Source organism: Aminobacter sp. LjRoot7 (assembly GCF_964252895.1).
Lineage (GTDB): Bacteria > Pseudomonadota > Alphaproteobacteria > Rhizobiales > Rhizobiaceae > Aminobacter > Aminobacter aminovorans_B.
Genome location: NZ_CAXUPX020000002.1, coordinates 521,048 through 540,458, shown reverse-complemented (window position 1 = coordinate 540,458; position 19,411 = coordinate 521,048). Strand labels below are relative to the sequence as shown.

General features: G+C 64.5%; 13 protein-coding genes and 1 pseudogene. 5 read left to right on the top strand and 9 right to left on the bottom strand.

The window, feature by feature from the left end; genetic code table 11:
* Positions 1–56: 56 nt before the first annotated feature.
* Entirely contained in the window at positions 57–683 is a 627-nt protein-coding gene (locus ACSQ3E_RS08295) for a hypothetical protein (protein WP_436122311.1), read from the top strand.
* A 273-nt stretch (positions 684–956) separates the two neighbouring features.
* Complete coding sequence (locus tag ACSQ3E_RS08290; protein WP_436122499.1) at positions 957–1,529, top strand: GNAT family N-acetyltransferase; 573 nt, start codon at positions 957–959, stop codon at positions 1,527–1,529.
* A gap of 126 nt (positions 1,530–1,655) precedes the next feature.
* Here ACSQ3E_RS08290 and ACSQ3E_RS08285 read toward each other — a convergent pair whose 3' ends face one another.
* Positions 1,656–6,674: an autotransporter domain-containing protein gene (locus tag ACSQ3E_RS08285; protein WP_436122310.1), complete on the bottom strand. Its 5,019-nt coding sequence runs from the start codon at positions 6,672–6,674 to the stop codon at positions 1,656–1,658.
* Positions 6,675–7,410: 736 nt separating this feature from the next.
* A pseudogene (locus ACSQ3E_RS08280) lies at positions 7,411–7,915 on the bottom strand (OsmC family protein).
* Between the two features lie 110 nt (positions 7,916–8,025).
* Here ACSQ3E_RS08280 and ACSQ3E_RS08275 point away from each other — a divergent pair.
* Positions 8,026–8,943 carry a DMT family transporter gene (locus tag ACSQ3E_RS08275; protein WP_436122309.1) on the top strand — a complete coding sequence of 306 codons (918 nt, stop codon included), beginning with the start codon at positions 8,026–8,028 and terminating at the stop codon, positions 8,941–8,943.
* 222 nt (positions 8,944–9,165) lie between these two features.
* Positions 9,166–11,385, top strand: a complete 2,220-nt coding sequence (locus ACSQ3E_RS08270; protein ID WP_436122308.1) for an AMP-binding protein — start codon at positions 9,166–9,168, stop codon at positions 11,383–11,385.
* Between the two features lie 25 nt (positions 11,386–11,410).
* Here ACSQ3E_RS08270 and ACSQ3E_RS08265 read toward each other — a convergent pair whose 3' ends face one another.
* The 5 genes from ACSQ3E_RS08265 to ACSQ3E_RS08245 form a co-directional block, all read right to left on the bottom strand.
* Positions 11,411–12,250 carry a CDP-alcohol phosphatidyltransferase family protein gene (locus ACSQ3E_RS08265; protein WP_436122307.1) on the bottom strand — a complete coding sequence of 280 codons (840 nt, stop codon included), beginning with the start codon at positions 12,248–12,250 and terminating at the stop codon, positions 11,411–11,413.
* Complete coding sequence (locus ACSQ3E_RS08260; RefSeq protein WP_310324622.1) at positions 12,250–12,948, bottom strand: phosphatidylserine decarboxylase; 699 nt, start codon at positions 12,946–12,948, stop codon at positions 12,250–12,252. The genes ACSQ3E_RS08265 and ACSQ3E_RS08260 overlap by 1 nt, the downstream gene beginning before the upstream one ends.
* A gap of 162 nt (positions 12,949–13,110) precedes the next feature.
* On the bottom strand, positions 13,111–15,009 hold the full coding sequence (locus ACSQ3E_RS08255; RefSeq protein ID WP_436122306.1) for an ABCB family ABC transporter ATP-binding protein/permease: 1,899 nt from the start codon (positions 15,007–15,009) through the stop codon (positions 13,111–13,113).
* 14 nt (positions 15,010–15,023) lie between these two features.
* On the bottom strand, positions 15,024–15,359 hold the full coding sequence (locus tag ACSQ3E_RS08250; RefSeq protein WP_436122305.1) for an ArsR/SmtB family transcription factor: 336 nt from the start codon (positions 15,357–15,359) through the stop codon (positions 15,024–15,026).
* A gap of 68 nt (positions 15,360–15,427) precedes the next feature.
* A complete protein-coding gene (locus ACSQ3E_RS08245) occupies positions 15,428–16,879 on the bottom strand; it encodes a LysM peptidoglycan-binding domain-containing protein (protein WP_436122304.1) in 1,452 nt (483 codons plus the stop codon).
* Between the two features lie 110 nt (positions 16,880–16,989).
* Here ACSQ3E_RS08245 and ACSQ3E_RS08240 point away from each other — a divergent pair, with 110 nt between their 5' ends.
* Complete coding sequence (locus ACSQ3E_RS08240) at positions 16,990–17,601, top strand: TIGR00730 family Rossman fold protein (protein WP_310324612.1); 612 nt, start codon at positions 16,990–16,992, stop codon at positions 17,599–17,601.
* A gap of 160 nt (positions 17,602–17,761) precedes the next feature.
* Here the strand turns inward: ACSQ3E_RS08240 and rarD are convergent, their stop codons facing one another.
* A complete protein-coding gene (rarD, locus tag ACSQ3E_RS08235; protein ID WP_436122303.1) occupies positions 17,762–18,679 on the bottom strand; it encodes an EamA family transporter RarD in 918 nt (305 codons plus the stop codon).
* A gap of 245 nt (positions 18,680–18,924) precedes the next feature.
* Positions 18,925–19,404: a hypothetical protein gene (locus tag ACSQ3E_RS08230; protein ID WP_436122302.1), complete on the bottom strand. Its 480-nt coding sequence runs from the start codon at positions 19,402–19,404 to the stop codon at positions 18,925–18,927.
* Positions 19,405–19,411 lie beyond the last annotated feature (7 nt).

Genomic DNA, 19,411 nt, shown 5'->3' with positions numbered 1-19,411 from the left:
TTCGGCCGGTCCTAGTTTTGCGGCCCTCAAGCAAGAAAATGAGGGAGGACCACTCGATGAAACGCATTCTTCTGATGTCTGCGCTGCTGTTATCAGGTCTGTCGGGCGCCAGCGCCCAGGACGCCACGATGAGCTTCTTCGTCACCGGCACCGGCCTCGGCAAGGGCGCCAATCTCGGCGGCCTGGCCGGCGCCGACGCCCATTGCCAGAGCCTGGCCGAAGCCGCCGGCTCGACCGGCAAGACCTGGCACGCCTATCTCTCGACCAAGGACGCCGATGCCAAGGACCGCATCGGCAAGGGCCCGTGGGTCAATGCCAAGGGCCAGAAGATCGCCGACGATGTCGCGTCGCTGCACAGCGACGCCAACAACATCAACAAGGAAACCGCCCTCGACGAGAAGGGCAACACCATCAATGGCCGCGGCGACCAGCCCAACAAGCACGACATCCTGACTGGCTCGAAGCCTGACGGCACCAGGATCGCCGACCAGACCTGCGGCGACTGGACCCTCGACGGCGCCGAGGGTGTGGCCATGATGGGCCACCACGACCGCATGGGCCTCGACGATTCCGCCGCCGCCAAATCCTGGAACTCCTCGCATGCCTCGCGCGGCGGCTGCAGCCAGGAGGCCCTGAAGGGAACGGGCGGCGACGGTCTGTTCTACTGCTTCGCCGCCAACTGAAGGCGGCGCCCCGACCCGGGGGAAATCATGCCTTGAGAGGCTCGCCGCCATCCGGCGAGCCTTTTTGTTGCAGGCAGGCCAATGCCGTAGCCCATACCATCGCCGGCGCGCCGGTCGCAGCCTTTGCCGTGCACCAATGGAAAATGCGACGGCGAGCCTTGCCGCTTGGCTCGGAAACAATGTCATCTTCGCTGGGCGACGTCAGCGGAAGCCAGCGCGAAAGCCCCAGCACCACAGCATTGGGCCTCGCACCAGTTGCAACAACGGGTGAACATGGAAACCGTCCTTGAAACCGAAGCGCTCATGCTTCGCCCCTGGCGGCCAGACGACATCGACCAGCTCGTCGACGGCCTGAACGACATCGGCGTCGCGCAATGGCTGGCCTTCGTCCCGCATCCCTATCAACGCGCTGACGGGCTGAAATGGCTCGAGCATTGCCGGCGGCTTTCACCGGACCAGGCTACTTTGCCCGACTACGAATTTGCGATCGAGCGGAAGGCCGACCACGCGCTTGTGGGCGGCGTCAGCCTGAACAATGGCGAGATGGAACGCGGCACAGCAGGCGGCGGGATCTGGATCAGCTCTGCCTGCCAGCGCCTGGGCTACGGCAGCGAAGCCTTCGGCGCGCGCATCCGCTTCGCGTTCGAGACGCTGCGCCTGCGCGAACTGCACAACGGCTATGTTACCGGAAACGAAGCGTCATGGGAGCTGCAGAAGCGGTTCGGCTACAGGCACACCGGCGCCCCGCCGATTCGCCGCCTCTGCCTTGCCGATGGGACTGGGAAAGACGAGATCCTGACTAGCCTGCACTGCGACGACTGGACTAGGACACAAGGCCGGTCCTGACCCGAGGGCGCGGAAAGGCGCATCCCTGGCGACGCCCCTGCTCAAAGTCGCGCGCCAACCCAATCCGGACCGGCCGAGGTCCAACCGCTGAGGCACCCATCCAGTGCCTCGTCATCGTTAGGGCGCTCAGAAGCGCTGCGAGATTTCCAGCCGCAGCCCGATCGACCGGCTGTTGCCAGACAGGTTGCCGGTGACATCGGCTCCCATCTGCCAGCCTGTCGGCAGCGCCGCGCCGATGCCCAGCTCGGCCGTCACTTGGCTGCGCGACCAGCCGTCCGCGTCGATCATGAAGGACGGTCCGGTCATCCAGTCGGCGAAGCGCACGCGCTGCCCCTCGGCCTGTTCGAAATCGTAGCGATATTCGAACCGGCCGCGCGGGGTGAGCACGGTGTCGCCCCACAGGAAGCTGTATTCGATGCGTCCGCCCACGAGACCGTCGATCGTGTCCATTCCCCGCTCATCATAGGCGAGCGAATAGCTCTCCGGCCCGACCTCGACGTAAGCGCCGAAGTTGGTGCGCGACGCCTCGATGCCGCCGAACAGCGACCAGCGCCACGGCCCGTCATTGCGGTCGATGCCGGCGCGAACCGACCCGAAGAACAGGTCGGCATTGCGCTGCGCGGTGGCAAAGCTGTCGGCAGCACCGACGTAGCGGGTGAGATCGAAGTCGATCCCGCCGGCGCCGGCGAGGACGTCGATGAAGCCGTTGGGCGTTGGCCGGAAGCTGCCATAGGCGCCGGCGACCCAGGAGCTGGCCTCGACCTGCGAGCCATTGCTGCCGACATCAGTCTGGTCACGGCCGTAGCCGCCGCCAATGCCGATGGTGACGCCGGGGGCCAGGACGATGTCAGCGCCAGCGGTCAGGCCGGAGGTAGAGATGTCGAAGCGATCCGTGCCGGTGGTCGCGTCACGGCTGCCGATCGTTACCTCACCGTTGCTCCACAGCTCGATATTGCCCGGATCGCGCAGCGGCGAACCGTCGTCGCAGCTGACGCCTGAACCAAACCTGTCCGCATTGATTGTTGCGGCCGTTCCGTTGGCCGCCGTTCCCCTGCTGGTGTCATCGGCCGCCTGAAGCGGACCCGTGCCTTGACCAATCGCTCGACCGTCGCGGCCGATCCACCCGGGCTGGGTCGGATCGTCATTGGCCCGCTGCTGCTCCGCCGTGGCCCCTGTCGGGATACCGAGATTGAGGCTGACGCCCATGCCTGGCGCGCAGCGACCGTCATGCAGCTGCTCCAGGCGGCGGCCGAAATTGCGGATCTGCGTCTCGGCCGTGCGGCGGGCAGCACCCGTCTCGGCAGCCTCGAGCCCGCGCACGTCGGGGTCATCAGACAGGTCGGGGCGCGCGTCGATCTGGACGATCAAGCTGAGCGGCGCCGACGTGCCGCCGCCATTGCTCAGGGTGTAGAGTATGGTGACCGCCTGCGCCTCATTGCTGCGGGATGTGAAGCGCAGGCTGTAGCTGCGGTTCATCGCCGTTCCGCCCTCGACCAGCTCCACCTCGGCGGCATCGGCAGGGGTGATCGACACAATCGCTGCGCCGGTGAATGGTGCGCCGGTCGCGCCGCCGGTGAGATCGAAGGTAACGATGCTGCCGGCCTGGGCTGCGACCGAGCGTGTCGGCGCGGTCGGAACCGCCTCGATCACCTCCAGCGAGACGGTGGCAATGTTGGAGGTGCCGCCGGCACCGGTTGCCGTGTAGGTAAAGCTGTCAGGCCCGGTGTAACCTGATGTCGGGGTGTAGGTCACGACATCGCCGGCGATCGACGTCGTGCCCTGGGTCGGAGCCGTGCCGATGGCGATGCTGCTGTGCGGGCCACCTGAGATGGAGCCTGACAGGTCGATTGCCGTGCCTGGGCTGTTGAAGGCGACGACCACGCCTGACCTGTCGGCCGCGATCGGCTTGTCGATGAAGGTGAAGGTCACGGTTTCGGTGCTGGTCTGGCCGTCGACGGTGACAGTGACGATCGCCGGACCCGATCCGGTCGCAGGCGCAGTCACCGTGAGCGAGGTCGCGCTGGCTGCGGTCACGCTGCCGGCCACGCCGCCGAACCGCACGATGTTGTTGCCCGGCGTCGTGCTGAATCCGGTGCCGGAGACCGTCACCACCTGGCTGACGGGGCCCGAGGGCGGCGACACGCCGGTCACTGTGGGCACCACCACGACGGCAAAGCTCTGCTGGAGCTGAGGTGCTGCGTTCCAGTTGGAATCGCCCGCCTGGTTGGCGTTGATCGTGCAGGTACCGGCGCTGGTGAAGGTGACCGAGTTGCCCGACACTGCGCAGCCGGTGCTGGCGCCGTCGACCGAAAAGACCACGGCAAGTCCTGACGTCGCCGTCGCGGTCACGGTGTAGGCGGCGCCGCCTGCCGCAGCATTACCGGGCGCAGTGGAGGTGAAGCTGATGGTCTGGTTGCCCTTGGCGATCGTCGTCGTGGTGACCTGGCCGCTTGCCGTGACTGGCGGGCCCTGGCTGTCGGTCACAGCGACAATGTAGCTGAACGTGCCGGCCATTGTCGGCGTGCCCGACACCAGGCCGGTGTTCGGATCGATGCTCGTGCCGGGGACGAACGCCCCGGCATTGAGCGCAAAGCTATAGGGGGCGATACCGCCCGAGGCTGTGTTGGACTGGCTGTAGCTGGCGCCCACCTGGTTGCCCGACTCTGCACCGGCGGTGAGCACCAGATTGGCCGGGGTGACGGTGAAGCTCTGCACGACGTCGCTCGCCGCGTTCCAGTCAGCGTCGCCCGCCTGGCTGGCGGTGATCGAACAGGTGCCCATCTGGTGCAAGGTCAGCGTGGTGCCGGAAACCGTGCAGATGGTCGCTGTCGTCGAGGCGAAGTCGACCGTCAGGCCCGACGACGCCGTTGCCGACAAGGTCAATGGCGAGGCCGAGAGCGAGGCATTGGGCAGCGGGCCGAAGCTGATCGTCTGGCCGCCCTGGACCATCGTTATGCTGTAGGACTGCACCCTTGAGTACGGCCCGCCGCTGCCCGCGGTCGAGCTGTCGGTCGCAGTGATATCGAAATTGAAGGTGCCGGTGGTGGTCGGCGTTCCCGACAGCGTGCCGCCGGTCAGGGTCAGGCCCGGGGGCAGCGTCCCCACCGTGCGCGCATAGGCGTAGGTGGAGGTGCCGCCACCCGCCGTGAAGCTCTGCGAATAGGCGGTGCCGACCGAGCCGCCCGGCAGCGCGCCGGAAGCAGGCGACAGCGTGATCGTCGGCGCGGCGATGGTCAGCACGAGCGGACCGGTTGCCTGGGTGAAGGGACCGGTGCCGAGCGAGCTGTCGGTCACACTGGCGGTGAAGGTGAAGGTGCCGCTTGCCGCCGGCGTGCCTGATATCGTGCAATCGCTGTTGAGCTGCGTGCCGGCAGGCAGCGCGCCGCTGTTCAGCGCGGTCGAGCAGTTGTAGGGCGACCTGCCGCCGGTGGTGTCGATCTGGACGCCCGAAAGTGCTGTGCCGCGTGTCCCGGAGCCGACCGGGAAGACGGAGACCAGCACCGGGTTGCTGACCGGCACGGTGACCGTCGCCGGGGCGGAGGTGCCGCCCAGATTGGTCGCGGTGAAGGTGAAGCTGTCATTGCCGCGGAAGCCGGTCGGCGCGGTGTAGGTGACGAGGCCGGCGGCATTGACCGATACCGAACCGCCCTGGGCCGTGGTCGCCGAGCCCACCGCATAGAAGGTCGGGCTGTTCGTCGCATGGCCTGATACGCTGAAGGTCGCATTGCTGACGTCATAAGCGACAGCCGACGCGGTGAATGAGCTGGCGACGGGTGCCGCGACATAGGTGAACCGGTCGGCGACACTCGTGGCGCTGGTGCCGCCCGGCGCGACGACGGTGACGTCGATGATACCCGCGGCATGAGCCGGCGCAACCGCCGTGATCTGCGTGTCGCTGTTGACCGTGTAGGTCGTCGCATTGGTTGCGCCGAAGCGCACGCCGCCGGCACCCATCGTGCCGGTGAAGGCGGTGCCGGTGATGATGACCGACGTGCCGCCTGCGGCCGGGCCTGTTGTCGGCGCAACCGAGGTCACCGTCGGCGCGGGTGCTGTGACGGTGAGCGGTGTCGGCGTCGTTGCGGTGCTTCCCGAAGCCGGGGTTGGGCCGGAGGCCGATACCGTGCCGCTGGTGTAGCTGTAAGAGCCCGGCGTGGCGGACGAGACGGTGATCGACACCGTGCATGAAGCGCTCGCATTCAGCGTCGCGCCGGACAGGCTCAGCGTGCCGCCGGCCAGCGTGGCGGTGCCGCCGCTGCAGGTCGTCGTCGCGCTCGATCCGGTGAGCCCCCCCGGCAGCGCCGCTGCAGACACCGCAACGCCGGTCAGTTGCGTTGCGGCATTCGGATTGGTGATCGTCAGGGTCAGTGTCGAGGACACGCCAGTGGCGACCGAGGTCGGGCTGAAGGCCGCAGCGATCGTCGGCGCCGCCGCATTGACCGTAAGCTGGAAGGTCTTGAACGCCGAGCCCATTCCCTGGTGGGTCACGGTGACGGTGAAGGTGGTGGCGGCGAGTGCGGCGGTCGGCGTACCGGTGATGGCCCCGGTTGCGGTGTTGAAAGCAAGGCCGGAAGGCAGCGTGCCGCCGCTCAGCGCATAGGTGTAGGATCCGTAGCCGAACGAGGCCGTGACCGGCGTGAAGCTTATCGCCGTGCCCACCGTGCCCGTGGCCGAAGCAACGGCCTGGGTTGCACGCGCAGCGCAATAGATCGTCCAGGTCACCGTCCCGGAGCCGGCTCCCGGCACATAGGCCGAAGCTGCCATGGAACGAGTATCTACCGGCAGTGTAATGCTGCCGCTGTTGCTGATGTTCGAATCGACAAAGACGGTGGCGACGCCGGCGAGAGGCGCGCGGTTCAGCCTGGCATTCACCGCGGAACTGGAGACCGTGTACGCGTAATAGACTTCGGTTCCCGCCGCGAAATTGACGATGCCGGTCTGCGGTCCGAACGGCGCCTGATTGATGATGGTGGTCGGGCCGGTGCTGCTGACGTTGTAGGTGGCATTGTCATAAAAGCCGGGATTGTTCCTGAGATAGTTGCAGCCGTCGCCATCGGCGGCCCTGGCAGCGATCGGCGAGAGCAGGATCAGCATCGCCGACAGCGCGAGCGCTACGGCGTTTGCCTTGCACCTGATCGTGTCGGACAATGAAGCGAGATCGGAAAACCGCTCCGCCAGGGCTGCAAGGAAAGACTGCGTCGAGGATCGTGGCGCAGCGCGCTCACAGATCCGCTTACCGGTCATCGAATGTCGAGCCGCCGACAGCAGGGACAATACGCCTGACATCACGAACAGGCGCCCAAGCCAACTCCTGGGCACCGTGTTTCCACGGCAACCTCGAAACAGCGCGCAAATGTTCCACGCAGCTTTGCGCACCCTGGCCATATCAAGACTGTCCCGCCCCGCAAGAACCGCACACTATCGGCAAGCGCCGCAGGTCCGGTCCAACTCCATGTCTTCGCCCCTGCCGACCCTTTGCAGAGTCCTGACAGACGAGCGTCACGATCACGTGACATTGGTCTGGAAGCACTTGCTTAAAGTCAACTGAACTAAATAAGGAATACACGGAAAAATTGTAAAAACATCTGATAATTTGCTGGTCTCATCATATTTCTGGGGCCTGATATACAAGCCCGAGCCAATAGCTGAATGTGAGGCCGAGGCAACACAGTCCGGCATGTCACGCTTTTTTCCTCTCTGTTTCAGCCCGGCGACTGGTCGCTCGCTGGCGAGGCGCGTTCGGGCAAGCGACCCCATTTCGGCTTTCGCCCCAGGCCTATGGAGAGATGAAATCCTGATCGGGCTGCAAGGGGACGACGGGACCAGGAATGAGGACGGAATTGCGGTTGCGAGGCGTCCAGGCCGAGGGGCCAGGGACAGAATCCTAGCGTTCGGCCGAAACACTCAGCTCCGGCCTGACGTTCAGCGTCTGGAACACCACGCAATACCTCTCCGTCAGCTTGATCAGCGCATCGATGCGATCCTTCGGCTCGTCGGTGTCGAGCTTGAAGGCCAGCCGAATGGCGCGGAAGCCGACCGGCGCGTCCTTGGCGACGCCGAGTGTGCCGCGAAAATCGAGATCGCCCTCGGCTGAAACCACGGCTTCGCCGAGGCGGAATTCGAGTGCCGTCGCCACCGCCTTCAAGGTCACGCCGGCGCAGGCCACCAGCGCTTCGAGCAGCATATCGCCCGAACACAGCTCCATGCCGCTGCCGCCCGTCGCTGGATGCAGGCCGGCGGTGACGATCGCCTTGCCGGTGTCGATCTTGCAGGAAATCGACTGGTCGTCGACGGCGCCGCGTGCCCTAAGCGTGATCAGCGCGCGGCCCATCGTCGCGATAGGAATCCTTCATCGGCGCCTGCAACGCCTTCAGCTGTGCGGCATCCATCATCTTCCTCCCTGATTGAACCAGTTCCGCGCCATCCCAGCACGCCGGTCTCCTGACAGCAGGCTGTCAGTGGCACAGGGATAGGCTACGCTACTGCCTGGGAGGCCGAGATGTCGACAACAAGCGAAACCGCCGCTCAGCACCGCCTCGGCATGCTGCTCGTCGCAGCCTCGGCCGCCGTCTTCGGCCTTGCCGGCATCCTGACAAAGTCTGTTGACGCCGCCCCGCTGACCATCACCTCCTGGCGCGGGCTGGTCGGCGGCCTGCTGATCTCGGCCTATGTCTTGTGGCGTCGGCGAAACGGCGTCGGCGAAAGCCTGCATCTCGGCTGGCAAGGTTGGGTACTGGCCATCCTGGGGACGATCTCCAGCATCGCCTTCATCGCCGCCTTCAAGAACACCTATGTCGCCAATGTCGTGGTCATCTACGCCACCGTGCCATTCGTCGTCGCACTGCTCGCCTGGCTGATCGTCGGCGAGGTGTTCAGGCGCCAGACGGCGGTGGCGGCGGCCGTCTGCCTTGTCGGCGTAGCGATCATGGTCTGGTCCGGGCTTGGCGGCGGCCATGCCTTCGGCGACAGCCTGGCGCTAATGATGACCTTCCTGTTTGCACTCTATGCCGCCCTTGTCCGGCGTTTCCGCAACGCTTCGGTGGTCTGGGCAGGCGCGGTTTCAGCGTTTCTCGGCATAATACCTGCCTGGCTCGTCACCGATCCGCTCACCGTTCCGCCGAGCAGCATTCCGCCGTTGATCATTTTCGGCTTCACCTTCGCCCTTGCCGTCATCTTGTGGACCGAGGGCGCACGCCGCATTCCCGCCGCCGAAGCCGGCCTGCTCGGTACAGCCGAGGTGCCATGCGGCATCTTGTTTGCCTGGCTGTTCCTGGCCGAGTTGCCACCGATGGCGAGCGTTATCGGCGGCGCCATCGTGCTGGGCGCTGTGTTCTGGCACGCCTGGCGCGACTGGGCCAACGCCCGCGACACCGCCATCCCGTCCAGCCCGATCGAAAAAGAATCGCAAAAAGCATGATTGCCGTGGAACCAAATGTTAGCGGCCGCGTTCTTGTGCTCAGGACGGGTTGCCCCATCCCCCCATCCCCTCCACCCGTCCCTTTGCTTTAAGCCGGTCGCAAGACCGGCTTTTTCCTGTCCTGATGCCAAGGGGATGGAATGACGATGCGCATTGACGTCGCCTCGTCATCGTCTAGTTTCGATGCGCGCGGTGGGTTTCGCGTGCATTGGGAGGTGCGGCATGGTCCTGGCCAGTGCAATTGTGCTCGGCTTCGTTGCGGCATGGATGCTTGCATCAGCTGTTCTGATGCACGGACGCGGCATTCGCTTCCGCCAGGCGCTGCTTTATCTGCCGCTCAAGCTGATCTATCGGATCGAGGACCGCGCCCTGATCCAGGCCCGTGATGCCGAAGCTCCCGTCATCTACGTCATTTCGCACCAGTCGCGGCTCGAACCGGCGCTGATGCTGTCGCTGCTGCCCGACCAGACGCTGCATATCCTCGATGATGCCTCAGCCAAGGCATTCTGGCTCGAGCCGTGGCGCGAGCTTGGCCGCACCATCGCCTTCAACGCCGAGCATGTCTTCGTCAGCCGCCGGCTGGTCCGGGTATTGCGCGGCAAGGGCCGCCTCGCCGTTTACCTGCCCGACACCGTCGAGCCCGACGTCAAATCGTTCCGGCTGTTCCGCGCCGTTGCGCGCATCGCCATGCAGGCCGACGCGAGGGTCGTGCCGATCTTCGTCAGCGGCGCCCGCCACCTGCCCTTCTCGCTGACGCCTGCCGAACGCGCACCGCGCCATTGGTTCCAGCGCCTCAGGATCGCTGCCCTTGCCCCGATGACCATGGCCGAGCTTCTCCAGCGCACCGGCTACAGCCAGACGACAACCGCCAACGCGCTGTTCGACCGCTTCGCCGAAGCGCGGCTTGCCGGCACTGATCTCGACCGGGGTGTATTCGGCTCGATGGTCGACGCTGCCAGGCGCTATGACCCGTCGCGGCCGATCGTCGAGGACGTTGTCAGCGGCGCGCTCAACTATCGCAAGCTTCTGACCGGCGCGCGCGTGCTCGGCAAACGCTTCGAAGACATGTCCAGGCCGGGCGAAGCCCTGGGCATCCTCTTGCCCAACGCCAATGGCGTGGTGCTTTCGATGCTCGGCCTGATCTCGGCCGGCCGCGTTGCCGCGATGATCAACTACACGGCGGGTGCCGCCAATGTCGCGTCCGCCGTCAAGACGGCCGCGATCAGGACCATCGTGTCGTCGCGAGCGTTCATCCAGAAGGCCGATCTTGGCGACGTCGTCACTGCTGCCGAACAGGCCGGCGCCAAGATCGTCTGGCTGGAAGAGCTGCGCGACAGCGTCACGACCTCGGAGAAGCTCACGGCTGCCCTGCAATGGTGGCGGCCGCTTGCGCCACAGGACGCCTCGAAGCCGGCCGTCATCCTGTTCACTTCGGGCTCCGAGGGCACGCCCAAGGCGGTGGTTCTGTCGCACCGCAACCTTGTCGCCAATGCCATGCAGGCCGAGGCGCGCATCAGCATCTCGCCGGAAGACAAGCTGTTCAACGTGCTGCCGGTGTTCCACTCCTTCGGCCTGACCGGCGGCACCATCCTGCCGCTTCTAACCGGCATCAGGCTGTTCCTCTACCCCTCGCCGCTGCACTACAAGATCATCCCCGATGTCGCGCGCAAGATCCTCCCGACGATCATGTTCGGCACCGATACCTTCCTCGCCGCCTATGCCCGCACCGCCGAGGATGGCGATTTCTCCAGCCTGCGCTTCGTCGTCGCCGGTGCCGAGCCGGTGCGGGCGGAGACGCGCCGGGTCTGGCGCAGCCGCTTCAATGCCGAGATCATCGAAGGTTTCGGCCTGACCGAGGCCGCACCTGTCGTTGCCGTCAACACGGCGACGCATGGCCGCGACGGCACTGTCGGGCGCCTTTTGCCTGGCATGCGCATGCGCCTCGAAGAGGTCGAGGGCGTCACCGAAGGTGGCCAGCTCTGGCTCAGCGGCCCCAACCTGATGATGGGCTACATGACATCAGACCGGCCGGGCGAGTTGCAGCCGCTCGAAGGCTGGCACGACACCGGCGACATCGTTTCTGTCGACCGCGAGGGTTTCATCACCATCAAGGGCCGCGCCAAGCGCTTTGCCAAGATCGCCGGCGAAATGGTGTCGCTCGGCGCCGTCGAGATGCTGGTGCAGGCGCTGTGGCCGGAACAGCGCCACGCCGCCGTCGCCGTACCTGACAAGCGCCGGGGCGAGCGCATCGTGCTGGTCACGACAGCCGGAAATGCCGATCCCGAGGCGTTGCGTGTCTATGGCAAGCAGGCCGGCGCCACCGAGCTGATGGTGCCGCACGACATCATCAAGGTGCACGAGATTCCGGTGCTCGGCTCGGGCAAGACAGACTATGTCGCCGCCCGGCGTCTGGCGCTCGACCAGCTCGGGCTGGCGGCTTAGCGCCAGTCCGGAAAGGCGCCCGCCGTCAGGCGTCCGGCTTGGTCTCGTCGGTCGCAGCCGCCTCGGCCGCAGCCGCTGCTGCGGTAGCTTCGATCCTGGAGCGGCGTGCGTAGGCGCTGGCGCTTAGCGGCAGGAACAGCAGGTATCCGCCCACCGAGGCGGTCAGCGTCTGCCAGGGATAGACGGTCAGAAGCAGCACGTAGAACACCGCCAGCAACATCACCGGCAGCAAGTGCTCGCGTTTGATCTTCAGCTTCTTGCCGGAATAGACGGGCAAGCGGCTGACCAGCAGGAAGGCGACCAGAATGGTGAAACCGGTGCCAATGTAGGCCACGGTGCGGGTGCCTTCGAGGCCGAGGAAGCCGAGATACATCGGCAGCATCAAGGTGATGGCACCGATCGGCGCCGGCACGCCGACGAAATATTCGGCCTGCCATGCGGGCCGATCGAGATCCTCGTCGAGCACGTTGAAGCGCGCCAGCCTCAGGCCCATGGCGATGGCAAACAAAAGCGTTGCGATCCAGCCCAGCGAGCCTGCCTTGTCCAGCAGATAGGCGTAGAGCACCAGAGCCGGCACGACGCCGAAATTGACGATGTCGGCGAGTGAATCCATCTGCGCGCCGAAGCGCGAGGTCGCCTTGAGCATGCGGGCCAGGCGGCCGTCGATGCCGTCGAGGAAGGCAGCCAGCAGCACCATCACGACGGCCGATTCGAAGCGGCCCTCGAAGGCGAGCCGGATGCCCGACAGGCCGGCGCAGATCGCCAGCACGGTGATCAGGTTGGGCAGCACCATGCGCAGCGGGATTTCGCGAATGCGCGGGCCGCCGCTGCCATGCGGTTCGAATGGCTTGAACGGCGCGACCATCAGGAGACCCGCACCAGCGGCGGATGGCTGGCACCACCAAACTCGGCAAGGACGGTTTCACCCGCAACGGCGGTCTGGCCGACGGATACGCGCGCAACCGCATGGGTCGGCAGGAACACGTCGACGCGCGAGCCGAAGCGGATCAGGCCGAAACGCTCGCCAACGGCGATGTTACCGCCGACATCGGCCCAGCAAAGGATGCGGCGGGCGACGAGACCGGCGATCTGCACGGCCGCCACCTGCCCGTTGGGGCTGTCGATGACGATGCCGTTGCGCTCGTTTTCCTGGCTTGCCTTGTCGAGCTCGGCATTGAGGAATTTTCCGGGACGGTGTTCGATGCGCACGATCTTGCCACGCACCGGTGCGCGGTTGATGTGCACGGAAAAGACATTCATGAACACCGAGATGCGGGTCATTTCAGCACTGCCGAGATTGAGCTCGCGCGGCGGCACGGCGGGGCCCACGGCCGAGACCACGCCGTCGGCGGGGCTTATCACCAGCTTGTCGTCGACAGGCGTGACGCGCTCGGGGTCACGGTAGAAGTAGGCGCACCAGGCAGTCAGGATCGCGCCAATCCAGAACAGCGAAGTAGAAAAGAAGCCCAGCAGGACGGCAACCGCCGCAAATCCGGCAATGAAGGGATATCCCTCGCGATGGACCGGAACGAAGGCGTTGCGGATCGTGTCGGCTATGCTCATGAAGTGGAGGCCGTTGCTGTTGAAGTCCCGGAGTGCTTACCGGAAACGACCGTCAGCCGCAACGCGGCATTGGCAGCGCCCACCGCTATCGCAGGCCGCAAGCGGCGCAATCGCCGCTCGCATTACAATTGATCATGTCAGCCTGCGGCCTGGTCCGGCCGCTCACTCCGCGTCGTTGGTGACCTCCGGCGTGCGGCGGCGCACGACGACGCCCAACTCGTCGCCCTCGCGGGCCTGGCGCAGCCGTTCCTCGGCCTCGGTCGCTTCGCGCTGGCGATCCCACATCGAGGCGTAAAGCCCGCCCTGCGCCAGCAGATCGGCGTGGGTGCCGCGCTCGGCAATGCCACCATCGGCGAGCACGATGATCTCGTCGGCCGAGATGACCGTCGACAGGCGATGGGCAATGACGATCGTGGTGCGGCCTTTGCTGACCAGGTCGAGCGCGCTCTGGATTTCCTGCTCGGTCTGGGTGTCGAGCGCCGAGGTCGCCTCGTCGAGCATCAGGATCGGCGGCGCCTTGAGGATGGTGCGGGCGATCGCCACGCGCTGCTTTTCGCCGCCCGACAGCTTCAGCCCACGCTCGCCGACCATCGCCTTGTAGCCTTCCGGCAGGCGCTGGATGAAGCCTGATATCTGCGCCAACTCGGCTGCCTTGCGCACATCCTCCTCGTCGGCGTTCACGCGGCCATAGCGAATGTTGTAGGCGATGGTGTCGTTGAACAGCACCGTGTCCTGCGGCACCATGCCGATGGCCCCGCGCAGGCTCTGCTGGGAAACGTCGCGAATGTCCTGCCCGTCGATCAGGATGGCGCCCTGCTGGATGTCGTAGAAGCGGAACAAAAGCCGCGAGATTGTCGACTTGCCGGCGCCCGAGGGCCCGACGATCGCCACCGTCTTGCCGGCCGGCACCTCGAAGCTCACGCCCTTCAGGATCTGGCGGTTCGGGTCATAGGCAAAATGCACGTCGCGGAACTCGACACGGCCGGTACCGACGACCAGTGCCTTTGCGCCGGGCTTGTCGACCACTTCCTGGCTTACATCGAGCAGGTCGAACATCTGCTCGATGTCGGTCAGGCCCTGGCGAATTTCGCGATAGATGAAGCCGATGAAGTTGAGTGGCACCGAAAGCTGCATCAGCATGGCGTTGATGAAGACGAAATCGCCGACGGTCTGGGTACCGGCCATCACCTCCATCGCCGACATGGCCATGACGATCGTCATGCCGATGCCGAAGATGACGCCCTGGCCGAAATTCAGCCAGCCGAGCGAGGTCCAGATGCGGGTTGCCGCCGTCTCGTAGCGGGCCATCGAGCGGTCGAAGCGCTCGGCCTCCATGGCCTCGTTGTTGAAGTACTTCACCGTCTCGAAATTGAGCAGCGAATCGATTGCCTTGGTGTTCGCGTCGGTGTCGGAATCGTTCATCTCGCGTCGGATGCCGATGCGCCAGTCGCTCGCCCACACCGTGAACCAGGTGTAGAGCCACACCGTCGCGGCCACCACGGCCACATATTTCCAGCCATAGGCGAAGCCGAAGATGCCGGCGGTCAGGCCGAATTCCAGCACCGTCGGCGCGGTGTTCAGGATGGTGAAGCGGACGATCGTCTCGATGCCCTTGGTGCCGCGCTCGATGATGCGCGACAGGCCGCCGGTGCGGCGCTCGAGATGGAAGCGCAGCGACAGCTGGTGCATGTGCACGAAGGTGCGGTGGGCAAGCTGGCGCACCGCATATTGGCCGACGCGGGCAAACAGCGCGTCGCGCAGCTGGTTGAAGCCGAGCTGGACGATGCGCACCACATTGTAGGCGATCACCAGCATGATCGGCGCCACCAGGAAGGCCGGCAGCGGCAACGGCGTGCGCTGGTCGCCGGCGAGCGCATCCGTCGCCCATTTGAAGAAGTACGGCCCGGCCACCAGCGTCAGCTTGGCGACGAACAGGAACACTGTCGCCCACACCACCCGCGCCCTGAGGTCGGGCCGGTCTTCTGGCCACATATAGGGCCACAGATTCCTGATCGTGCTGAGGGTCGAGCCGCGCTCGGCGGATACGGTTTTGCTGGCCACTGTGCTTGCCTTGATTAGATGTTTGCGCCTTCGACGGCGCAGCAGGTCTCGACCAACGCCGATACCGACGCGGAAACGGCAAGCAGTGCTGCCTGGTCAATCTCATAACGCGACCGCTGCCGCTCCGGCGCGTAACGCACCAGACCGGCTTCGACGAGGATTTTCAGATGTTGCGAGACTGTCGACTGGGCGAGATCGAGATGCTCGACCACTTCCTTGCAGCAGCATGACCTGCCGCCAGCCAGGCATCTCAGGATTTCGAGCCGTGCCGGATGCGACAGCGCGGCAAGCTTCTGCGTCACGTCCTTGACGGGTGCGCAACAGGCAGATGTGGAGGAAAATGATTTCATCGTTTATCGACGATAGACGATGAACTCATTCCAATCAACCCGGAATGACCGGAAAGGCGTTCCCGTGATTACGGCTTGGGAGCCGGCATCGCCTGCTCGCCCATGGCGTCCATGTTGGCCGCCTCGCCTTCCTTGGACTTCTCGGGAACACGGAACACCTGGCCCGGCCAGATGCGGTCCGGATCCTGGATCTGGTCCTGGTTGGCGAGATAGATATTCGAGAAGCGCACACCATGGCCGTAGACGCGGCGCGAGATCCGCCACAAAGAATCGCCGCGACGGATGATGACGGCGCCGTCGACTGCTTCGAGCTTGGGCGTCGTGGTCTCGGCTGTAACAGGTGCGGCGGCGACTTCAGCCGGCTTGTCGGCCGTAGCAGTGGGGGCCGGAGCAGTTGCCTGTGCCGGTGCCGTCGCTTCTGCAGCCGGGTCGGCAGGCTTGGACGGCACTTCGCCAGCCATCGCCGTCTTGGCCTCTGCCGCAGGCGCAGTTGCTTCAGCGGCAGGCGCAGCTGGGGCCGTCGGCTGCGGTGCGACCGCTGCCACCGCCTCGCCCGGCTCGCGCTGGAACGGCACGGCGGCGCGGGCCACGACCTTGGCGCCGTTCGGCTCGAGCGCGTCGACGCGGATGATGTAGTCGCCGACAGGCAACTCACGCTCGGCTTCGATCAGGAAGCGGCCCTCTGGCGAGGTCAGCGTCTCGCCGATCAGGATCTCGTTGGCATAGGCGCGCACCTTGCGCCCGGCGTCAGCGGAGCCGGCGATGAAGATCTTCTTGCCTTCGATCTCGACGGCCTCGACGGCCACCTTGATCTCAGCTGCGGCCGCTGCCGACTTCGCCGGTGCGGGCTCAGCCGCAGCAGGTGCTGCGGGCGCTGCCGCAGGCGCGCTTGCCTGCTGTTCGCCAGCGGCTGGCGCCGATGGCGCATCGGCGGCCTTCGGCACGGTGATCAGTTGCGACGGCTTGCCCGGCTCCTCGACCAGGGCCAGCACCTGGCCGCCCGGATCCGACGGTACCGAAACCACTGCCGTCTCTGTCGAGGTCGCCACGACATTGTCGGGTGCGGTAGCGCGCAGCACGATCTGGTAGTCGCCGGGCTTCAGCGGATCGTTGAGCACGACGGCGAAATCGCCGTCGGCGCCGGCAACGGCGGCACCAATGACCTTCGAACCGGTCACGATCTCGACCTTGGAATTGCCGGCAGCCTTGCCGGCAATCACCACGGAACCGTTGTTTTCGACACGCACCACGTCGAAGGACGGGGCGACCACGGCTGCGGCTGCGGCAGGCGCTGCGGGCGCCGGTGTGATGGTGGTGGTCGCCGCTGCGCCGGCTGCCGGCTTGGCCGGATCTGCGGGCTTGTCGCCCGTCGGCGTCGTTGCCGCGGGTGCCGGCAAGGACGCGATCGCGGCGGGCGGCGCAAGATAGGGATCGAGTGCCCCGGACACATACGCAACAGTCGCAGCAGCGGCCGCGCCGCCTGCTGCGAGTAGGAAAATCTTCAACGGATTAATCGCCATATTTCTCTGCCCCTAGCCGCCCGCCGGGTCTACCTTGTTTTGCCGGCAGCGACAAGAAAAAGCCCCGTTCGGGCTTGACCCTGCCTGTGGAGGCAATACCCAATCAGCCGATGAACAAGATTCGATCCATCTGCGTCTATTGTGGCTCCTCGCCGGGCAGCGACGAGGTCTACATCAAGGCCGGCCACCTGCTCGGCCATTCGATCGCAAAGGCCGGCGTCAGGCTCGTCTATGGCGGCGGCACCAAAGGCATCATGGGCGCCGTCGCTGACGGTGCAAGGCGCGCCGGCGGCAAGGTCACCGGCATCATCCCGCGCTTCCTGATGAACAGGGAAGCAACGGAAAGCGCGCTCACCAAGCTCGACGAAGTCATCGTCACCGACAACATGCACGAGCGCAAACATCTTATGTTCGAGAAATCGGACGCATTCGTGGCACTGCCCGGCGGCATCGGTACGGTCGAGGAGATCGTCGAGATCATGACCTGGGCCCAACTTGGCCATCACCGCAAGCCGATCGTCTTCGCCAACGTCAAGGGCTTCTGGGATCCGATGCTGTCGCTCATCGATCACATGAAGACCGAGGGCTTCGTTCACACCTCCCATCTCGTCCAGCCGCTGGTCGTCGACGAGCCGGAAGCGGTGGTCTCGGCGATCATGGTCGCCGCCGGTTCCGACTCGACGCCGACCGAAGGCGTGCAGTCGCTCATCGACAAGATGTAGGTTTCCAGTTCGGATCGAACCCGGAAGTACGCTCGGCCTGTTTCAGGTCAGGCCGAGCCGAAAATGGCGATTACCGAGAACCGGAACGGAGCGTACATTCAGGTACGCGAGTACCGGAAGCGCAGGTGGCAGGCATTTGTAGGCCGGCCTCGCCTGAAACTCAGCCGTTTTTGGCGCGCTCGGAAAACATCGACCAGGTATAGATCGCCAAGGCTGCCCAGATCAGGGCGAAGGCGACCGCGCGTTCGCTCGAGAACGGCTCCTTGAAGATGAAGATCGCGATGACGAAGATCATCGTCGGCGCGATGTACTGCATGATGCCGATCGTCGACATGCGGAGCAGCTTGGCGCCATTGGCAAACAGGATCAGCGGCACGGCGGTGACGATGCCGCAGCCAAGCATCAGCCAGACGTCGGTCATCCCCGTGGTGCCGAAATGGCCGACACCGGTGCCCTGCAGATAGGCGATGTAGACCAGCGCCGGGATGCCGAGGATCAGCACTTCGAGGAAGAAGCCCTGCGCCGGGCCGATCGGCAGCGTCTTCTTGAACAGCGCGTAAAAGCCCCAGGACAGCGCCAGCACGATCGAAACCCAGGGCAAGCCGCCGCTTTCCCAGGTCAAGAGAGCTACCGCGATCACCGCCAGCCCGATCGCCACCGTCTGCGCCCGCGTCAGCTTCTCGCCCAGAACGACAGCGCCCAAGAACACCGAAAACAGCGGGTTGATGTAATAGCCGAGAGCGGTTTCGAGCGCCCGGTCGTTGCCGATCGCCCAGACATAAACGCCCCAGTTGATGGTGATCAGCGTCGCCGTCAGCGTGCCCATGGCCAGCGTGCGTGGGGTGCGCAAGGCGGTCTTGATGTCGGAGGTACGGCCAAGCCACCACAACAGCAACGCTGCGATCGGGATCGACCAGGTGATGCGATGCGCAATGACCTCTGCGGCGGGAATGTGGGCCACCGCCTTCATGTAGAAGGGCAAAAAACCCCACATCAAATAGGCCGACAGGGCAAACAGGAAGCCGCGGGTGGCTTCGTCGCGGGAAATCGCAGGCGTGTTGGTGCTCATGGCGGGCACCTATGCGCCCGCCCGCCAGCGCACGCCATTTCAAAATAGTGATGGTCCACCCGCTTTTCGTTGATGGATCAATCGACAGGGCCAGCCGCTGCGGCTGGCACCTTAGCGAGCATCACTGAAAGTTAGCCGGACTAATTTTTTATCGGAGGCTCGTAGCCTTCTCTAATTTCTCGACCTGCCGGAGGTTCAGGCTTTTGCTGCTCCCTCGGCCGCTTGTCCTCTTTGTCCTCGTCGATCATCGCCGCTTACCCCCAGATAAGGAAATGTACGAATACCACAACTCCGCAGGCAAATGGAAGCAAACTCCACGCAAACCACAGCTTAGCCTGGAAATAGCCTTCTGATTTCTTATCATTTTCTTGTGCGTTATGTGTCGCAAATCGCGCGAATTGGTCCGTCATCTCAGCCAAAAAGTCAGAATCCGCAGCTGTTTTGTTTACACCATGGTAGCTGATTAACTTGTTGTAGTAGTCCCAGACATCATTCGCATAGCCAACGTATCGGTATGGCCTTCCATGGAAACCATAGACTAGGAAGGCAATTGAAATTGCGATCATAAAAGCGCAAATCGCAAAAAATATAGAAACTAATATAACTCCATCGTATCCATTTTTTGAACTAACCTTCTCAAATATGTAAACCATTGATATAGATACAGCTGTAATAGCTGTAAGAATTACCCCTATTCCGGAGTCAAGTTTGTCCTTTCTTTCAATTTCGTTCAAGTATATT

What these genes read in the sequence shown, in the direction of transcription:
- ACSQ3E_RS08295 (WP_436122311.1), top strand. Translation starts at nt 57, where the DNA reads ATGAAACGCATTCTTCTGATGTCTGCGCTGCTGTTATCAGGTCTGTCG.
- ACSQ3E_RS08290 (WP_436122499.1), top strand. Translation starts at nt 957, where the DNA reads ATGGAAACCGTCCTTGAAACCGAAGCGCTCATGCTTCGCCCCTGGCGG.
- ACSQ3E_RS08275 (WP_436122309.1), top strand. Translation starts at nt 8,026, where the DNA reads ATGTCGACAACAAGCGAAACCGCCGCTCAGCACCGCCTCGGCATGCTG.
- ACSQ3E_RS08270 (WP_436122308.1), top strand. Translation starts at nt 9,166, where the DNA reads ATGGTCCTGGCCAGTGCAATTGTGCTCGGCTTCGTTGCGGCATGGATG.
- ACSQ3E_RS08265 (WP_436122307.1), bottom strand. Translation starts at nt 12,250, where the DNA reads ATGGTCGCGCCGTTCAAGCCATTCGAACCGCATGGCAGCGGCGGCCCG.
- ACSQ3E_RS08260 (WP_310324622.1), bottom strand. Translation starts at nt 12,948, where the DNA reads ATGAGCATAGCCGACACGATCCGCAACGCCTTCGTTCCGGTCCATCGC.
- ACSQ3E_RS08250 (WP_436122305.1), bottom strand. Translation starts at nt 15,359, where the DNA reads ATGAAATCATTTTCCTCCACATCTGCCTGTTGCGCACCCGTCAAGGAC.
- ACSQ3E_RS08245 (WP_436122304.1), bottom strand. Translation starts at nt 16,879, where the DNA reads ATGGCGATTAATCCGTTGAAGATTTTCCTACTCGCAGCAGGCGGCGCG.
- ACSQ3E_RS08240 (WP_310324612.1), top strand. Translation starts at nt 16,990, where the DNA reads ATGAACAAGATTCGATCCATCTGCGTCTATTGTGGCTCCTCGCCGGGC.